The 17,529-nt window shown below is 70.9% G+C and carries 16 protein-coding genes; 8 read left to right on the forward strand and 8 right to left on the reverse strand.

All coding sequences use genetic code 11. The features are described 5' to 3' along the window. Positions 1-41 precede the first annotated feature (41 nt). The 5 genes from RM425_RS08315 to RM425_RS08335 all read left to right on the forward strand — a co-directional run bounded on the left by RM425_RS08315 (position 42) and on the right by RM425_RS08335 (position 6,317). Positions 42-515 (forward strand): hypothetical protein, encoded by a 474-nt coding sequence (locus RM425_RS08315; RefSeq protein ID WP_311344727.1) that lies wholly within the window; start codon positions 42-44, stop codon positions 513-515. Between the two features lie 52 nt (positions 516-567). Further along, the gene (locus tag RM425_RS08320) at positions 568-1,581 is read left to right on the forward strand and encodes an SDR family oxidoreductase (RefSeq protein WP_311344728.1); all 1,014 of its coding nucleotides are present in this window, start codon (positions 568-570) and stop codon (positions 1,579-1,581) included. A gap of 43 nt (positions 1,582-1,624) precedes the next feature. Next, complete coding sequence (locus RM425_RS08325; RefSeq protein ID WP_311344729.1) at positions 1,625-2,116, forward strand: hypothetical protein; 492 nt, start codon at positions 1,625-1,627, stop codon at positions 2,114-2,116. Positions 2,117-2,392: 276 nt separating this feature from the next. Further along, a complete protein-coding gene (locus RM425_RS08330) occupies positions 2,393-3,193 on the forward strand; it encodes a DUF427 domain-containing protein (RefSeq protein WP_311344730.1) in 801 nt (266 codons plus the stop codon). A gap of 1,030 nt (positions 3,194-4,223) precedes the next feature. Next, entirely contained in the window at positions 4,224-6,317 is a 2,094-nt protein-coding gene (locus tag RM425_RS08335) for a putative bifunctional diguanylate cyclase/phosphodiesterase (protein WP_311344731.1), read from the forward strand. 57 nt (positions 6,318-6,374) lie between these two features. On the opposite strand, the gene RM425_RS08340 is transcribed toward RM425_RS08335, so the two are convergent. The 6 genes from RM425_RS08340 to RM425_RS08365 form a co-directional block, all read right to left on the reverse strand. After that, the gene (locus tag RM425_RS08340) at positions 6,375-6,545 is read right to left on the reverse strand and encodes a hypothetical protein (protein WP_311344732.1); all 171 of its coding nucleotides are present in this window, start codon (positions 6,543-6,545) and stop codon (positions 6,375-6,377) included. A gap of 158 nt (positions 6,546-6,703) precedes the next feature. After that, positions 6,704-7,858, reverse strand: a complete 1,155-nt coding sequence (locus RM425_RS08345) for an acyl-CoA dehydrogenase family protein (RefSeq protein WP_311344733.1) — start codon at positions 7,856-7,858, stop codon at positions 6,704-6,706. A gap of 85 nt (positions 7,859-7,943) precedes the next feature. Beyond that, positions 7,944-9,359, reverse strand: a complete 1,416-nt coding sequence (locus RM425_RS08350; RefSeq protein ID WP_311344734.1) for an aldehyde dehydrogenase family protein — start codon at positions 9,357-9,359, stop codon at positions 7,944-7,946. Next, positions 9,356-10,162 carry an SDR family oxidoreductase gene (locus RM425_RS08355; protein WP_311344735.1) on the reverse strand — a complete coding sequence of 269 codons (807 nt, stop codon included), beginning with the start codon at positions 10,160-10,162 and terminating at the stop codon, positions 9,356-9,358. Before RM425_RS08355 ends, RM425_RS08350 begins: the two co-directional genes overlap by 4 nt. Beyond that, positions 10,149-12,188 (reverse strand): acetate--CoA ligase family protein, encoded by a 2,040-nt coding sequence (locus RM425_RS08360; RefSeq protein WP_311344736.1) that lies wholly within the window; start codon positions 12,186-12,188, stop codon positions 10,149-10,151. Before RM425_RS08360 ends, RM425_RS08355 begins: the two co-directional genes overlap by 14 nt. Next, a complete protein-coding gene (locus tag RM425_RS08365) occupies positions 12,188-13,564 on the reverse strand; it encodes a flavin monoamine oxidase family protein (protein ID WP_311344737.1) in 1,377 nt (458 codons plus the stop codon). The genes RM425_RS08360 and RM425_RS08365 overlap by 1 nt, the downstream gene beginning before the upstream one ends. Positions 13,565-13,677: 113 nt before the next feature. On the opposite strand from RM425_RS08365, the gene RM425_RS08370 reads away from it, so the two are divergent. The 3 genes from RM425_RS08370 to RM425_RS08380 are packed head-to-tail and all read left to right on the forward strand — an operon-like array spanning position 13,678 to position 15,960. Further along, entirely contained in the window at positions 13,678-13,848 is a 171-nt protein-coding gene (locus RM425_RS08370) for a hypothetical protein (RefSeq protein WP_311344738.1), read from the forward strand. Beyond that, positions 13,845-15,311 carry a cytosine permease gene (locus RM425_RS08375; protein WP_311344739.1) on the forward strand — a complete coding sequence of 489 codons (1,467 nt, stop codon included), beginning with the start codon at positions 13,845-13,847 and terminating at the stop codon, positions 15,309-15,311. The genes RM425_RS08370 and RM425_RS08375 overlap by 4 nt, the downstream gene beginning before the upstream one ends. Before the next feature lie 55 nt (positions 15,312-15,366). Further along, positions 15,367-15,960, forward strand: coding sequence for a TetR/AcrR family transcriptional regulator (locus tag RM425_RS08380; RefSeq protein WP_311344740.1), 594 nt, complete (start codon positions 15,367-15,369; stop codon positions 15,958-15,960). Between the two features lie 507 nt (positions 15,961-16,467). Here the strand turns inward: RM425_RS08380 and RM425_RS08385 are convergent. Both RM425_RS08385 and RM425_RS08390 read right to left on the reverse strand, forming a co-directional pair. Next, positions 16,468-16,755: a hypothetical protein gene (locus RM425_RS08385; RefSeq protein WP_311344741.1), complete on the reverse strand. Its 288-nt coding sequence runs from the start codon at positions 16,753-16,755 to the stop codon at positions 16,468-16,470. A gap of 525 nt (positions 16,756-17,280) precedes the next feature. Then, a complete protein-coding gene (locus tag RM425_RS08390) occupies positions 17,281-17,526 on the reverse strand; it encodes a MoaD/ThiS family protein (RefSeq protein WP_311344742.1) in 246 nt (81 codons plus the stop codon). Between the last annotated feature and the right edge of the window lie 3 nt (positions 17,527-17,529).

Raw genomic sequence — 17,529 nt, forward strand, 5'->3', positions numbered from 1 at the left:
CGGCGAGCACCTGCAACCGCAACCACCTCGGAGGAACAGCCATGCAGCCGAACAACGAGCCGTCAACCGCTACCGTGCTGGCCCGGGGAGTCCTCGCCGGGCTGGCCGGCACCGTGGTGATGACCGCGTTCCAGAAGCTCGTCGAGATGCCGCTCACCGGACGCGAGGAGAGCTACGCGCCTGCGGACTTCGCCGAGAAGGTGCTGCCCGTGCACCCCACGACCCCCGAGGGGCGCCGCCGGCTGAACTACACCACCCACTTCGCCCTCGGCGGGATGTGGGGCACCGCTTACGGCATCGCCGCCGCCAACGGGCTGCGCGGACAGAAGGCCGTCAACACCGTCTTCGCGGCCGTCTACACCGGCGACGTCCTGCTCAACACCGCTCTGGGGCTGTACCAGCCGAGCAAGTGGACGGCCCAGGACTGGGCGGTCGACATCGTGGACAAGTACGTGCAGGCCCAGGCCACCGGCGCCGTCTTCGACCACGTCCTGGACCCGGCCCCCCAGTCCTGACCGTCCCACCTGAACCGTCACACCGCATGCCGGTCGAACACAGGAGCAGACCGTGAGCGCGACCAGCCAGCGGGTGGTGGTGATCACCGGGGCGTCGTCGGGGATCGGTCGGGAGACCGCCAGGCACTTCGCCGCCCAGGGCGCGGCCGTCGTGCTGGCCGCCCGCGGCGAGCCGGCACTGCACGCCACCGCCGAGGAGGTCACCCGGGCCGGTGGGACGGCGCTGGTCGTGCCCACCGACGTCGCGGTGTGGCCGCAGGTCGAGCACCTCGCGAAGAGCACACGGGAGCACTTCGGGCGGATCGACGTCTGGGTCAACAACGCCGCGGTCTCCGGCTACGGGGAGCTCAACACGATGCCCGTCGAGGCGATCCACCGGATCCTGGACGTCGACCTGCGCGGCCACGTCTACGGGGTCAAGGCGGTCCTGCCGATATTGCGCGAGCAGGGGCACGGCGCGATCATCGGCGTCAGCTCCGGGTTGGGCGTGCGCGCCGTCCCGCTGATGATCCCGTACTGCATCGCCAAGTCCGGGGTCAACGCCCTCTACGAGGGACTGCGGCTGGAGGAACGGCGTGCCAGGTCCGGCGTGCGGATCACGACGATCCTGCCGGCGTCGATCGACACCCCCTTCTACGACTCCGCGAGATCGTGGATGGGCGTGCGGCCGGCGCCGATCCCGCCGGTGTACCAGCCCAAGGCGGTCGCCGAGGCCGTCGTCTTCGCCGCCGACCATCCGCGGCGCGACATCTACATCGGCGCCGCCGCCCAGCTGGCGATGGTGCAGCGGATCAGCCCCGCCCTGACCGACCGGCTGCTGGCCCTCGGCGGGCAGGTCTTCACCCGCCAGCAACGCGACGAGCCAGACCGAGGCCAGAGCAACCTGACCGAGCCGACGCCCGGTGACGGAGCCGTGGACGGCGGGGTGGTCCGGTTCGCGCTGCCCCGCAGCCGCTGGACCCGCCTGGTCGGCTTCCATCCAGCCCTGGCCCGAAGCGCCGCGATCGCCTCGGTCGGCACCATTGGCTGGCGGCTCGCGCGCCGTGGACCAGCGCGGCCCCGCTGATGCGACACGCCACGACGTCCGGTCTCTGTTCCCACGAGGGCCGGTGACCATCGACCCGATGGCGGCCGCGGTCGCGGGACTCGTCGCCGCCCAGCTCATGGAGGCCCCCACCTATCTGCAGCGAGCGGCCGGGCTCTCTCTGCGGCAGGACATCTTCGCCGAGGGCGGGGCCATCCTGCGCGCCCCCCGGCGCTACCGCCGCCTCACCGGCTGGGTCGGCCACGCGACGCTGGCCATGGCCATCGTGCTGCTGTACGCCACCTTCTTCCAGGCCGTCGCGCACGACGACCACCTCGCCTGGTGGGGCGTGCTCACCGGCGCCATCCATGGTCTGCTCGGCGGCATCGTCGTGGGAGCCTGGCCCGACCTGCACCCCGACATGCCGGACCCCGTCCCCCCGCCCGGCGTGTTCTACCGCCACTACGGCCGCCACGACGTGATCCAGTTCGTCGTCGGCCACCTGTGGTTCGGCCTCACCGCCGGCGCCCTCTACGCCGTTCTGCACGCCGACCTCCCAGCCAGCGCAGCCCTGTAGCCCCCGCTCACCTCTCGCAGACAGCAAGACGCTGGATGGATCCGGGACGTGGAGCTGGTCTCGCGCCCTCGCGTGGCGGTTCTGTCCGCGTGAGCGACCTGGGCAGCTGGTGTTCGCGGACGTGCCCGGGATCCTGGAGTCTTGCCCGTCGTCGGTCACCGGCTCCATGTCTCGACAGGTGGTTGTCGACCCATCGGGCGTCGTCGCGTCGAGCGGCCGGATGGAAAGAGGCACGGACGTCGGATGGCCTCCGAGGCAGCCGGGTAGATCCGAGGCATGAGCTTGACCAAGGGCACCGGGCCGTTCGGCGAGAGCCCCGCCGGGACCTTCAACTTCGAACCGGGAAGGCCGGAGCACGTCCTGTACATCGAGATCAGCCCGCGTCGGATCCGCGTCGTCCTCGCTGGCGAGACCGTCGCGGACAGTACCGGCGTGCGGTTGCTACACCCGCCGGGACGCACGCCGACCTACCTGTTTCCACAGGAGGACGTGCGGACGGACCTGTTCGAGCACAGTGATCGGCAGCGGACGGACCCGGGCATGGGCTCGGCAACGTACTGGAACGTGCGGGTAGGTGACCGGAGCGCAACCGACGCCGCCTACTCGTGGCAGCAGCCGCCCACGAGTGCCAGTGCCATCGCCGGGCTCGTCGCCTTCGACTGGGACTCGATGGACGGGGTGTTCGAGGAGGACGAGGAGGTGTTCGTCCATCCGCGTGACCCGTACACCCGGATCGACGTGCTCCGGAGCTCCCGCCGGGTGCGGGTCCGGGTCCGGGACACGCTCGTCGCGGACTCCACCCGGCCGCGCATGCTCCTCGAGAGCGGGCTGTCGGTCCGCTGGTACCTGCCGCGCGAGGACGTCCGGACCGATCTGCTCGAGCCGAGCTACACCACGACGCGCTGCCCCTACAAAGGGGTCGCGCACTACTGGTCGCTTCAGGTCGACGACCGGCTGGAGAAGGACGTGCTCTGGACCTATCCCGAGCCGTTCCACGACGCGGAGGCCGTGCGGGGGTTCGTGTGCTTCGTCGACGACCGCGTCGAGATGACGGTCGATGACGCCTCCCGACCGTGAGGGCCTTCGTCGAGTCCATGGCCCGTCCGCCCTCGTCACCGCGACGTAGACGGCCTCGTGCAAGCAGAGGCTCCGACTCGTCGGCTTCCGCGCCCGGGCACGTCGGCAATCCCCAGCGCGCGCGCAGACCGTGGAGGTCCGTGACGTCGGGATACGGGTCGAGAGTCATGACGGCACCGCGAACCGCCCCAACGCGAAACGGTGTCGCGGGACACCGGTGAACGGCTTCCCGCGACATCGCAGTGGAGCGGGTGACCGGGATCGAACGGGCATGGCCAGCTTGGAAGGTTTGAGACTCCAACGGCCGTTCGTGCTGGTCAGCGCGACTTCCGCGGGATGTGGTGCCTTCTGCGTGCCTCAGCGCAACGAGGGGCGGGCGCAGGAGCGGCTCGTCGGTAGAACACTGCATTCTCCCGCGGGGGGGCACGACACGCGGGCGCGCGTGCACGCGAGAGCTCATGACCGCTGCGTCACGCCTTCGCGGGGGTACGAGCACCTGCGACGCGATGCCGCTGAGCGGGTATCCGTCGTCCAAGGCGCTCTGCAGGTCGACGGGATAGGCGGCCATGACCGCGGCCGACACGGGGACCTCGCCTCCGCCGCCGGAAACGGCGGTGCCTTCCGGCGGCGCTGCAGCGGAGGTTGACGGCCAGGTTCCCCACCGGGGAGGGGGGCGACCAGTATCCGGCCGGGATCGCCGCCGTACCGGCCGGCGTTGCTGCCTACCGATCTCAGCGCGTACGCGACGTTGCCCGGGTCTTGGTCCCAGGTCGCGTCTCCGCGCTCGGATTTGGTCTCCAGAAAGTCGTGGCGCACCGCGGCGGACGGGACGAGCCCGTCGGATCGCGATGTGGGACGGCGCCGGCGGCGCTGCCGGACAGCCGGAACATCGACGACCGGCGTGCGAGGCGCCAGCGGTGCGGACCGGAATCGTCACCGGCACCACCCCTTTCGGGTGCCGTCACTGGTCAAGAAGACCGCCGTCACAGCCGACACCTCTGACGTCCGGCCCGTCGTCAGAAGGTCTCCGATGCCCCGATCACTCACGGTTCGCGCCCGGATGGGCGCCGGCATCGCGGCCATGACGCTCCCGCTGCTGCTGGTCTCCGGCACGGCGGTCGCCGGCCTGGATCTCACGATGGACGGCTTCGCCGAGACCGCGGGGGAGGCGACCGAGGAAGCGCTGCCCCTCGCCCGGCTGCAGACGCTGGTGCTTGAGGTCGAGCGCACCGGCGTCCGGGCCGTCCTCCTGCCGTCCGATGCCGATGCGCGCGGGGCCTACCTGGCGACCCGGGATCGGCTGGAGGCCGGCTTCGCCGACCTCGAGGACGACGCCCTGACCGAGGAGGGGGACGACACGGCGACGGCGCAGGAGCACGCCCAGCGCGCCGTGGCGGTCCTCGACGCGGCGGTCGGGGACGCCGCGGCCGGGGACCCGGCGGAGCGGACCGCGGTGCTTGAGCGATTGGACGAGGCCAGCGGCCATGTCGGTGCGGCGGTGGCCTCGCTCGGCGCCGCCGAGGCGCTGGCCGAGGCCGACATCCTCGGCGAGTACGCCGAGGCCCGCGGCGCGCAGGAGCAGGTGCTCGGCTGGATCCTCGGGGTCGCCGCCGCCGGACTGCTCATGGCGCTGGCCGGTGCTCTTCGCCTCACCCGGACGGTGCTCGCCCCGCTCGGTGCCTTCCGCGAGGCCGCCCGTGCCCTGGGGGACGGGACGCTGTCACACCGCGTGCCGGTGACGCGGGAGGACGAGTTCGGCGCGCTGGCACGGACGTTCAACGCCATGGCCTGCGACCTCGAGAGCCAGCAGCAGGACCTCTCGCGGTCCGCGCGGCACGACGCGCTCACCGGCCTGCCCAACCGTCTCCGGTTGGCCGAGCACCTCGAGGCCGCCCTCGGCGTCGGCGAGCAGGTGTCGCTCCTGCTGATCGACCTGGACGGGTTCAAGACGATCAACGACACGCTGGGGCACTCCGTCGGCGACGAGGTCCTGCGCGCCGTCGCCGACCGACTGCGCGCAGTCCTGCGCGAGGGCGACCTGGCGGTCCGACTGGGCGGCGACGAGTTCGCGGTCGTCGTCCCGGGCGACGCGCCCGAGGGGCAGACGGTCGCCGAGCGTGTGCTGGAGGCCTTCCGCCCGGCGGTGCACCACGCCGACCAGGAGTTGTTCCTCACCGCCAGCATCGGCGTCGCCACGGCCTCCGGCTCGGCGGGCGCGGCCGAGGACCTGCTGCGCCACGCCGACCTGGCCATGTACCGGGCCAAGAACGGCGGCAAGGACGCCGTCTGCCTCCATGACACCGCATCGCACGACGCCCTCGAGGACCGCATGCGGCTGGCGACCGACCTGCCGCGCGCGCTGCAGCGCGGCGAATTCGTTCTGCATTACCAGCCGGTGCACGCGATCGACGGGCAGGCCGTCGTGGCGGTCGAGGCCCTCATGCGCTGGGAGCACCCCACCTTCGGCCTGGTCCTGCCGGGCTTCTTCATCTCGCTGGCCGAGAAGACCGGCCTCATCGTGCCCCTCGGCGCCTGGGCCATCGACGAGGCCTGCCGGCAGCTGCGCGAGTGGCACGACCTGCTGGGCGACGACACCCTGCAGATGAGCGTCAACGTCTCCGCCCGCCAGCTGGCCGACGAGGACTTCCCGGGCCTCGTCGCGCGCACCCTGGTCCGGCACCGCATCCCCGCCGGCCGGCTGGTCCTCGAGATCACCGAGAGCATGCTCGTCGAGGACCTCAGCGCCGAGGTCAGCCGCCTGGTCGAGCTCAAGGAGATGGGCGTCCAGCTCGCCGTCGACGACTTCGGCACCGGCTACTCGTCGCTGAGCTACCTGCCGCGCTTCCCCGTGGACATGCTCAAGCTCGACCGCTCCCTGATCGAGCAGATCCACCAGCCGCAGGGGCACGCGGTGGCCGCCAGCATCATCGATCTGGCCCGCGTGCTCGGCCTCCAGCCGGTGGCCGAGGGCATCGAGACCGCCCACCAGCTCGACGCGCTCGGAGCGCTCGGTTGCACGCTGGGACAGGGCTACCACCTGGCCCGGCCGGCCGGCGCAGCCGACACCACGAGGACGCTGTCCGAGCTGGTCGGCGAGCACCCGGTCGCGACCGTCCGGCCCTGATCTCCGGCCCTCTCGGCCTGCCCCCCGGCCGGGGCCGGCGACGGTCGGCCGGTCGGCTCAGGCCAGGGTGCGCTGCCAGTACCCGGTCAGGTGGCGGTAGCCCTCCAACATCTCCTCGATCTCCGCCCGCGAGATCACGTCCACCACCGGGTCGAGCGGCCCGTCGTCGGTGCGCAGGCGGACCTCCCGCAGGGTCGCGTCCGGCGGGTTGGCGCGGTTGCGGTGCACGATCTCGCTGGTCGCATCTATGCAGGCCAGACGCTCGATCGGCAGCGTTCGTGCCTTCCGCGTGCCTCAGCGTCGGGCATTTCTCCGTAGGAACCGGCTCGTCCTCCGTCTTACAGATGGCGAGAGACTTCAGGGATGGCCGAGAGGTTCACTTCGACTCAGAGGTTCCGGGAGATGACGAGGCGCATGATGTCGGAGGTGCCTTCTTCGATTTCTTCCAATTTGACGTCGCGCATCCACTGCTCGACCGGGTAATCGCGCGAGTAACCCCACCCGCCCAGTGTCTGCACCGCTGCCCACGTACAGAACATCGCCGTCTCGGATGCCTGAAGCTTGGCCATCGCGGCCAGGCCGTTGACGTTGTGGCCGGCGTCGAGCTGGCGAGCGGCGTGCAGCGTCAGCAGCCACGACGACTCGATCCGGGTGGCCATGTCCGCCAGCCGGAACGCAACCGCCTGGTGCTCGAAGATGGGCTTGCCGAACTGCGTGCGGTTGCGCGCGTAATCGAGGGCGTACTCGTAGGCGGCCCGTGCTGCGCCGGTGGCCGCAGCGGCGAGCACGACACGGGAGATGTCGAAGGTCCGCATCAGGCCGTAGAAGCCCTGGCCCTCGTCACCCAGCCGGTTCTCGTCGGGCACGAATGCCCGGTCGAAGAAGATCTCGCGGCACACGATGGCCCGCTGGCCCATCTTCTTCATCGGCTCGCCGAAGGTCATACCAGGCGTGTCCTTGGTCATGAGGAAGGCCGTGACGCCCTTGGATCGCTGGTTCGGGTCGGTCTTGGCGAAGACGACGTACTGATCGGCGAGACCGGCGTTGGAGATCCACGCCTTCTGGCCGCTGATCTCGTAGCCTCCGTCGACCTTGCGCGCCCGTGTCACGATCGATGCCGCGTCCGATCCCGAACCCGGTTCCGTGGTGGCCACGGCGGTCATCAGCCCGTTCGGGCCGGTGAGCGGAGTCAGCCATTTCGCCTTCTGCTCGTCCGTTCCGATGGCGAGCACCGGATCGCCGAAGAAGCCGCTGGAGCAGATGAAGTTGCCGATGCCGGGATCGCCCCAGCAGAGCTGCTCCTGCACCAGGCACTGGGTGAAGACGTCGGTGAAGCCTCCGCCGCCGTACTGCTCGGGGAACATGAAGTCGGTGATGCCGACCTTTGCGGCGCTTCGGAAGATGTCGACGGGGGACTCTGTGTCGGCCTCGTCGACGGCGCGGCCGCGAGGACGGATCTCCTCGGCCGCGAATTGCTTGGTGAGCGCGACGATGGCGCGTTGGTCGTCGGTGAGCGGCCAGTACTCGGTGGCGTCGGACATGGTGGTTTCCTCCGGTAATGGGGTGGGGTGGGGTGGGGTGGGAGCGGACGGCCGGCTCTCTGCCGGCGAGGGATTGGTTTGGCGCTCAACGCTGGATGGACGTCAGTTGCGTGTACTCCTCGAGGCCCACGGGGCCCAGTTCGCGGCCGATGCCGGACGCCTTCCAGCCGCCGAAGGGCGCGTCGACGTTGAACGGCGCTCCGTTGACGTCCACCTGTCCGGTCTCGAGCTGACGAGCCACGTGCATCGCCGTCGGCTCGTCGGCGGCGAAGACGGCGCCGGAGAGCCCGTAGGCGGTGCCGTTCGCGGTCTGCACGGCCTCGTCGACGGTGTCGTAGCCGTGGACGACCAGGACCGGGCCGAAGATCTCCTCCTGGCTGGCCGGATCGGACACCGGGAGATCGGCGAGCACGGTGGGCGGCAGGTAGTAGCCCTGTCCGAGCCCTCGGGGAGACGCAGTGCCGCCGGTTACGAGACGGGCTCCCCGTCGGCGCGCCGACTCGATGACGGCCCGGACGGCGTCGCGCTGGGCGGAGCTGATCAGGGGTCCGAGGTCGGTGTCCTCGGATCGCGGGTCGCCCACGACCAGGCGCGAGCAGTGCTCCGCGGCGATCGAGAGCGCCGCCTCCAGCTCGTCGTGCGGAACCAGCAGGCGAGTCCACGCGCTGCAGGTCTGGCCGCTGTTGAGCATCGCGGAGTCGACCGTGGCGCGCACCGCCGACCCGAGGTCGGCGCCGGGGCAGACGATGCTCGCCGATTTCCCGCCGAGTTCCAGGGAGACGCGGGCGAGGTTGGCCGCCGCCGCGGCGGCCACGTGCCTGCCCACGCCGGTGGAACCGGTGAAGGACACCAGGTCCACGTCGGGGTGGGCGGCCAGCGCCGCCCCGACCACGGAACCGCCGCCCGGCACCAGGTTGACGACTCCTGCCGGCAGCCCGGCGTCGAGAACGGCCTGCGCGAACTGGTGGGCCGACAGCGGTGCCAGTTCGGCCGGCTTCAGGAGGACCGTGCAGCCGGCCGCCAGGGCCGGGCCGACCTTCGCCGCCAGCTGGTACAGCGGGTAGTTCCACGGCGTGATCGCCGCGACCACCCCCGCGGGCTGGCGGACCAGCAGCGACGAACCCAGCTCCTCCTCGAACCGGAACGCCCGCGCATTGCGCGCCGCTGACTCGAATATCTCGATCGCCAGATCCACGTGCGACTCGCGGGCGACGGACACCGGTGCCCCGACCTCGGCCACGGTCACGTCGACCAGCTCGTCCCGGCGCCTCCGGAGCGCGTCGACCAGCGCATCGAGGCGGTCGGCGCGCTCCTGCGGGTTGATCCGTGCCCACGTCCCGGCGGCTCGGCGTGCGGCCTCGACGGCAGCGTCGACGTCGGCCGGCGTGCCGCTGCCGCACCATCCGACCGTTGAGGCGTCAGCCGGGTTCTCCACCCGGTTCCGCCCCTCGATCCGGACCCAGCGGCCGTCGATCAGGGCGCCGTCGAACTCGCGACTCACGACGAGGCCCGGTCGTCGGTGTAGACGGATTTGCCCAGCCACTGGGCGCCGTCGACCACGAGCACCTCACCGGTCACGTAAGCCGCGCGGTCGCTGAGCAGGAAGGCCGCCGACTCGGCGATCTCCGCGGGGTCGGCGAACCGGCCGGCGGGGACGCTCGCCTGGACCCGGGATCGTGCGGCATCGGAACCCCACAGGGCCTGTCCGGCGCCCTCGGTCTCCGTCGGGCCGGGCGCGATGCAGTTCAGCCGGACGCCGCGGGCCGCCCACTCGACGGCAAGGGTGCGGGTCATCGCGACGACGCCACCCTTCGCGGCCGCGCTGTGCACCGTGCCTGGATGCCCGTGCCAGGCGTAGGTGGCGATGACGCTGAGAATCGATCCCTGGCCGGCTGCGAGCATGTGCTGGGCGGCGGCACGCGTGGCGTAGAAGGTGCCGTTCAGCACGATGTCGATCACCGCCTTCCACCCGTTCGGGCTCAGCTCCTCGCCCGGGACGACGAAGTTGCCGGCGGCGTTGTTCACCAGGGCGTCGACGCGCCCCTCGGCCTCGGCGACGCCGTCGATGACCTCGGTGACTCGGGCAGCGTCGCGGACGTCACAGGTCAGGAGAGTGGCGCGGCCGCCGGCAGCGGTGATGAGCCCGACCGTCTCCGCCAGCGGCTCCTCGCGGCGCCCCAGCACGTATACCGTGCCGCCGGCGGCGGCGTACCGCCGGGCGATCGCCCGGCCGATGCCGGAACCGCCGCCGGTGACGACGGCGACCCGGTCGGTGAAGTCGTCGCTCAGGTCAGGCAGCTTCATCGGTTTCTCCAGTCGAGAGGATCAGCGCGTCGACGGCCAGGGCTCCGGTCGGACCGACGCGGAGTGGGTTGACCTCGAGGTCGTCGATCTGCGCGGTGGCCGCGACCGCGCGCGACACCGCCACCACGACGTCGGCGAGCGCCGCCAGGTCGACCGGCGGTCGCCCCCGCCAGCCCTGCAGGAGGGGAAGGCAGCGCAGCCGGGAGATCATGTCGACCGCGGTGGGTCGATCGACCGGCGCGAGCTCGACGCACACGTCGCGGTAGAGCTCTGCTTCGGTACCGCCGGCACCCACGGCGATGAGCGGACCGAAGTCGCGGTCGCGGCGCCCGCCGACCAGCATCTCGACGACGTCGGGGCGGGTGTCCTGCTCCTCCACCACGTATTCGCCCGCGCCCAGCCGCACGGTCATGTCCTCGTAGGCGGCCGCCAGCTCCGCAGCGGTGCGCAGGCCGAGCTTCACCCCACCGCTCTCGCTCTTGTGCTCGAGCCAGCCGGCTTTGAGCACGAGCGGTGGCGTGAGTTCCGCGAACGCGGCGGCCAGCTGCTCGGGCGAGTCGACCCGGCGGCCCGCAGGAGCGCTGATGCCGATCCGCGTCAGCACGTCACGTGCTGACCAGTAGCCCGGCTGAACCGTCAGCGGGGCGCCGGCGGGGGTGGCGAACTTCCGCCCCGGCCATTCGGTGAGGGCTGCCGTGTTGGCGATGGCGCCCATCACGGACTCGATGGCTGCGAAAGCGGGGATGCCCCGGTTCCACATGCGTCCGACCGCTGGCGAGTTCGGGCTCATGCTGTGCACCAGCAGCGGCACGCCGGCCGAGGCGACGGCCGACCCGAGGCGGTCGACGACGGCCAGTTCCGCGCGCTCGGTCGCCGGGTTGTCCTCGCCGTAGCACCCCAGGTAGCCCGACAGCAGCACGACGTCTGCCTCACCAGAATCCATCAGCAGCTCGCTGAGCGCGGCGTAGGTGTGCAGGTCCGCCTCGCCGGCACCGGCCAGATCGACCGGGTTGGTGACCGCGGCGCTCGCCGGCAGCAGTGCCGCCAGCCGCTCCTGCAGCTGCGGAGAGAAGACCGGGGTGGACAGGCCATGTGCCGCGGCGACATCGGCGGCTATGCCGCCCTGACCGCCGCTGTCACTGACGACCGCGACGCGACGGCCAGCCGGCCGGGCCGACACGGCCAGGCACCGGGCGACATCGACCAGTTCGGTCGGTGTCGCCACGCGGATCGCGCCCGCAGCACGGCACGCCGCATCGACGGTGTCGAGCGCCGAGGTCAGTGACCCGGTGTGCGATTGGGCTAGTCGCTGGCTTCCCTCGCTCGCTCCGGTAGTGAGCACCACGGTCGGCTTGCCCGCCGCCCGCAGCCGCCGCAGAACCTCCACCAGCCGCGGGCCGTCGGTGAAGCTCTCCAGATAGAGGGCGACCAACGAGCTCGCCTCGTGGTCGAGCAGGTCCTCCAGCAGGTCGGCGGCGCGGACGTCCAATTGGTTGCCGACGGAGACGAAACGGGAGACACCCAGGCCCACCCGCGCGCTCATGTTGGCGATTTCCGAGCCGAGCTGACCGCTCTGCGAGACGATCGCCAGCGATCCCGGGGTGAAGTGCCCCCAGGCCAACTGCAGTTGTGACGTGGCGTCGTACAGCCCGAGGCTGTTGGGCCCGAGGATGCGCGCGCCGGCGGCACGGATCTTCGCCCCGAACCGGGCTTCGTCCGAGATGCCGGCCGTGATGCCGAGGAAGGCCCGCACGCCTAGGGCGAGTGCCTCGTCGACGACCCCCTCGACGAACGCTGGCGGCACGCACAGCACCAACAACTCCGGGGGCTCCGGCAGGGACGCGACGTCCGGGTAGGTGGATTCGCCCTGCACGCTGCCGGTGGACCGGTTGACCAGGTAGACCTTGCGGCGGTGTCGGCCGCTCAGCGCACCGCGGGCCAGCCAGTATCCCCACTTGCCCCGATCGTCCGAGGCGCCGACGACGGCGACCGACGCCGGATCGCGGAAGAGCCCGAGGTCAGCCATCAGGACGGCACCTCCTGGTCGAGGACCTCGTGTGCCGCGCGCTGGCCGGAGGAGATCGCGCCGTCGATGTAGCCGTACCAGCGGCTTGCCGTCTCGCTGCCCGCCCAGTGGATCCGGCCGACGGGTGTGCGCCATCCCCGGGCGCCGTGCTCGAACCATGCGCCGGGAGCCGGGTTGGCGGTGTAGCCGCCGCGCGCGTAGGCGTCTTCGGGCCAGTTCTTCTCGACGTAGTCGCGTGGAGCGCCCGCCCGCTCGCCGTAGAGCCGGGTCAGCGTCTCGAGCACGTGCTGGCGGCGGGCCTCCTGGTCCGACGCGGACCAGGAGCGCAGCCGGTCGCCGTAGATGAATGCGACCAGCACGCCGACCGAGGCGTCGTCGGGAGAGTTGTCGAAGACCACCCCGACGGAGCCCTCTCCGTAGAGCGTCGCGACGCCCGACAGCCCCTCGGCACGCCAGAACGGCGCTTCGTACACCACGTGCACCTTGGCGACGTCGCCCATGGTGCTGCGCTGGAGCCAGCGCGCGCGGTCGACCGGCAACGGTGGCCGGAAACGGATCCGCGCCGTGGCGGGCGGGGGTGTGGCCACGATGACCCACTGCGCGCGGACGTCGCCGGCATCGGTGTGGACGTCGACGCCGTTGTCGTCCTGCTCCATTGCCAGCACGGTGACGCTCGTGCGGACGGCGTCGCCCAACTGCTCCGCCACCGCTAGGGCAGGCGACTGCGCACCGCGGTGGAACCGCCGCTCCTGCGCGCACCCGTCGGTCTCCATCAGCTGCTCGAACGAGCCGGCGGAGGCGATGTAGAACAGCAGGTGGAACACGGAGATGTCCCGGGCCTCGGTCGACCAGACGCCCTGCACGGCCAGATCCAGACGCCGCCGCGCATCAGGCGAGACCACCGTGCGGTCGAACCAGGACCGCACGGTCACGCTGTCCCACTCCTCCAGGTGCGGGGAACTCGTCGGGTCGTCGATGTCGATCGTCGCGGCCAGCTCGTCGAGGCGCCCGGCGACCTCCCAGTACTCGGCGATGCCGGCCGCCGCCTCGGGCGCTGCGCCGGTGTAGCGGGCCAGCGAGCCGTCGCTCCAGCGCTCCAGGTGCCAGCCGGTCTCGTAGGTGTGGAAGGTCGGGCAACTGAAGCGCTCGGCAAGAGCGAGCAGGTGGTGCTGCGTGCGGCCCACCCACTGACCGCCGTGATCGATGACGACGTCGCGCTGCTCGGTGAGGGTGCGGCCGCCGACGCGGTCGGCGGATTCGACCACCAGGCAGGGCGTGCCCGCGTCGGTGAGTTCCAGCGCGGCGCTCAGCCCGGCGTACCCGGCTCCGACCACGACGACCGGCACGTGGCTCGGCATCGGCTGGTACGTGTCCATGGTCACAGCCTGACACATAACTGATTCGCCAGTCAATAACTCCGGAAGCCTTGACGCGGCGTGGCGCCGCTCACATTATCGACTGACTCACCGATCAACTATGGAGGCTCGCGATGGACGACAGGCAGTTCGCTGCGGAGTTGGAACGCCGGCTGGTGCTCATCGAGGACGAAGGCTCGGGGGAGGGGCCCCTGCCGCCCTTGCCGGCCCTGGACCTGGTGTTCGCCATCGTCGGGCTCGTCGTCCTGACCGTCGGCCTCACGTGGTGGGGGCACTTCTCATGAGCGCCACCACCTCCGAGGGGTCGTCCGGTCATCGTGGGGACAGCGCCGACGGATCCGTCGAGATCAGCGACGCGACGCTCAACGAGCTGCCGGTCCTCCGGGAAGAGCGCATCTGGGGCTTCTGGAGCTACTCGTCGGTCAACGTCGGGCTCGCCATCGCGACGTGGGCATTCCTCCAGGGCGGCGCCGTAGCCATCTTCGTCGGTGCCAAGGCCGCCATCGCCAGCATCGTCATCGGCTACGGGATCAGCGTCCTGCTCGTCGCCCTGGCACCCTGCCTGGTGACCGGCCGGTACGGCATCGAGCAGTTCGTCTCCCTACGCAGCGCATTCGGGCCGAACGGCGCGCGCATCCTCATGATCATGATGTCGGCGCTGCTGGCCGCGGCGTGGTCGGCCGTGCTCGCCATCATGTTCGGACACGCGATCGCGAACGTCTCCAACCAACTGTTCGGCACGCGACTGAGCAGCGGCGGGGTGGCAGTCAGCTTCATCGGCCTGGCCGCCATCGTCATCTCGTGGATCGTGTTGTCCAAGGGGGCGGTGTCGGTCGGATGGGTGAACCGGCTGGTGGCACCCGGGCTGGTGCTGGTGACGCTCGGCATGCTGGCGCTGATCTTCACGAAGACCTCATGGTCGGAGCTGACGGCCATCCCGGCCCTGGATCCCTACGGCGACAAGCACCTCGATTTCATGCTCGCCGTCGAGCTGAACATCGCCGGCGGGCTCGCCTGGTGGCCGAACGTGGGGAACCTCTCCCGGATCACGAAGAGCACCCGGGCCGCGTTCTGGCCGAACGCCCTGGGTCTCTTCCTCGCCTCCGTGGTGGCAGCCATCGTGGGGGTCTTCGCCGCGCTGGCCCTCGGTTCGGAGGACCCCACGCTGTGGATGGTCCCGCTCGGTGGCGCGGTCCTCGGGGTGATCGCCCTCGCCTTCGTGGGACTGGCCAACGTCACCAGCATCGTCAGCCAGGGCTACAGCTCGCTCGTGGCGATCAGGGGCGGCGGCGGTCGCGCGCTGCGCGGCGTGTCCTGGACAGTGCTGGCGGCAGGACTCCTGCTGCCAGCCGCGGTCCTCGTGTTCTTCCCCTCGGCCGTGTACGACAACTACGCCCGGTTCGTCTCCTGGGGAGCGATCCTGCTCGCCCCACTGTGCGGGGTGCAGCTGGTCGACTTCTTCATCCTGCGCCGGGGGCGGCTGAACGTCCGGCACCTGTACCTGCCGCAGGGGGAGTCGGCCTATGGCTACTGGCACGGCTTCAATCCGGCGGCTGTGATCGCCACGGCCGCGGGAGCGCTCACCTACGCCCTCCTGCTCAACCCCATCACGTACGAGCCTTCGGGCGCGTTCGAGTACATGACGGCGTCCCTCCCGGCCTTCGCGGTGGCCGGAGCGCTCCACTACGTCCTCACCCTCGGGGTCATCCGTCCCCTCGGACGAGGGGGGTATGACCTGCAGCGGTGAACTGACCGAACAGTCAAACCGCTAGCCTGAGGCTTCGCGGTACGGACGGAGACCGATGGCCAGGCCCAGCGTCGAGGAAGAGCGCAAGGAGCAGATCCTTGCCTCCGCATGTCGCATCATAGCCGAACGAGGTATCACCGAGATGCGCGTCGCCGACGTCGCCCGCGACGCCGGCCTCTCCGCCGGCATCATCCACTACTACTTCGACAGCAAGCGCGAACTGATCAAGGCCGCCTTCGCGGCCAACTTCAGCAACTCGCTCGAGCGCCGTTCCGGCGTCCTTGAAGGCACCGGAACGGCGCGCGAGAAGCTGAGTTTGTTGATCGACTCGTACCTGCCGGAAGGCGACGCCACGGTCCGCGCCTGGCATGTGTGGGTCGAACTATGGGCCGATGCGCTGCAGGACGCCGACCTGCAGGCGCTCAACGAGCAGGCCTACGGCGAATGGCGACGCATCGTCGGGGACATCATCGCGGAGGGACAGGGAGCCGGAGAGTTCACCGACGGTGATTCCCTCGTCCTCGCCGACATCGTGGTCGCGACGCTCGACGGCATCTGCATCCAGGGCCTGCTCGGCTCCTCGGGCATGTCCATGGACCACATGCGCCTGGTGTGCAGCGAACTCGTGGACCGACTCCTGGTCCGCTGACACCACCGGCCGGGGTTCTCGAGACCCGAATATGCCTCCTTCGACGCGCGGGCGATGGGACGACCGTGGACGTCGCCCGCGGGCACGGGCGGTCCACGTCGTCCAGTTGACGAGGTTCGTGATCGCGACGCGGGCCGGTCGATCGGGACTCGTCACGCATGTGCCCGCTGGGGGCCTCCCCGGTCGCGGGATCAGCCGGGTCGCGAGCGTCTGCGCGGCGTCCTCCGCGCACCGGCGGAAGAGCGCATCGTCCCATGCAACGCCAGTTGACCGACGCTTCGAACAGCGGGCCGAGTAGCGACGCCGCAAGGACCTCGACATCGCCGAGCAGGTGCCGCCCGATGCCTCGGCGAGCCGGTGCAGCACGCCGGGCACGTCCGCGCGGTACTGCTCCGTGGACTCCCGTGCGGCGGCGCGCAGGTCATCATCTCGGCCGCCCATCATGGTCAGCTCCTGGAGCACGATCTCGGCCTTGGGTTCGGCGATGACGCTGTCGGTGTTAGCCCATCAGCGCGCGAGGACCTCGACGGGCGTGCCTCCGGCCTCGACCGCTTGCCTGAGCAGTGCGGTCGCCCGCTCGCGGTCGGCCTGGAGGACCGCGCGCCCGAGCTCGGCCTTGGAGCCGGACTCGTAGTGGACGGCGCCGAGCGGGACGCCGGCCTCACGTGCGACCGCCCGTGTGGCGAGCGACCAGGCGCCCTCGCGCTGTTGCTCGACCGGCAGGTGGGCGCGTTTACCTCCCGTTTTGGCGGCCCAGCGACCGCAGCACGGCTCCCGAACGATGCCGCGAGACACCTGTAAAGGTGTCCCGCGGCATCGCGGTGGAGCGGGTGACGGGAATCGAACCCGCACAGTCAGCTTGGAAGGCTGGGGCGCCTAGTGTCTCCAACCACTGGTCAATAGGCTCTCCCTCCTCGAACGTGCTTTGAACGTGCCTTCCTTGACCGTCGGGCATGCGGCAGCCGAGGCCTCCCAGACGCCGCCCCTGCTTGCCGGCCGTTGTGCTGGCGGTTGGCTCTGGTGGATCTGGGGACGGCGCCCGGAGCTCGCGGGCGGCGCGCCAGGGAGGGTGAGGACGTGCCTGCTGGCGGCTGGACGTCGCCGCCGGAGCCCTGCACGGTGCCGCCGGAGCTGCTGGCCACCGTCGACGAGCCCATCCGCCCGGCGTTCCGAGCCCGGGCGATTATGCGCCCGGTCGCGGTGTCTTGGGCCGGTGGCCGTCGCGCGGACGACGACGATGAGACCGTGCAGTGTCGCGCGGGTCGGCTTTGCGGCTCAAGTGGATCCTCGCGGTGCCTTGCCGCCATGGACCCGGGCCTGTCACCCTCCGGCGAACGGGGGGAGGACGTCCACCACCGCCCCGGGTGACAGCTCCAATGCTCGGTCCCGGGCCTGCGTTCCGTCGACGAGGAAGGAGCAGGCGGTCAGTACGCGGGCTAGCCGCTCCCCGTGGGTGTCGACGAGCTGCGCGACGAGCTGGTCGAGCGGGGCGGCCTGGCGGGTCTCGGTGTCGACGCCGGAGGCTGCCCGGGCGCCGGCGAAGTACCGGACGGTCACGGTGGTCATGCC

Source organism: Blastococcus goldschmidtiae, from assembly GCF_031845325.1.
Taxonomy (GTDB): Bacteria; Actinomycetota; Actinomycetes; order Mycobacteriales; family Geodermatophilaceae; genus Blastococcus; species Blastococcus goldschmidtiae.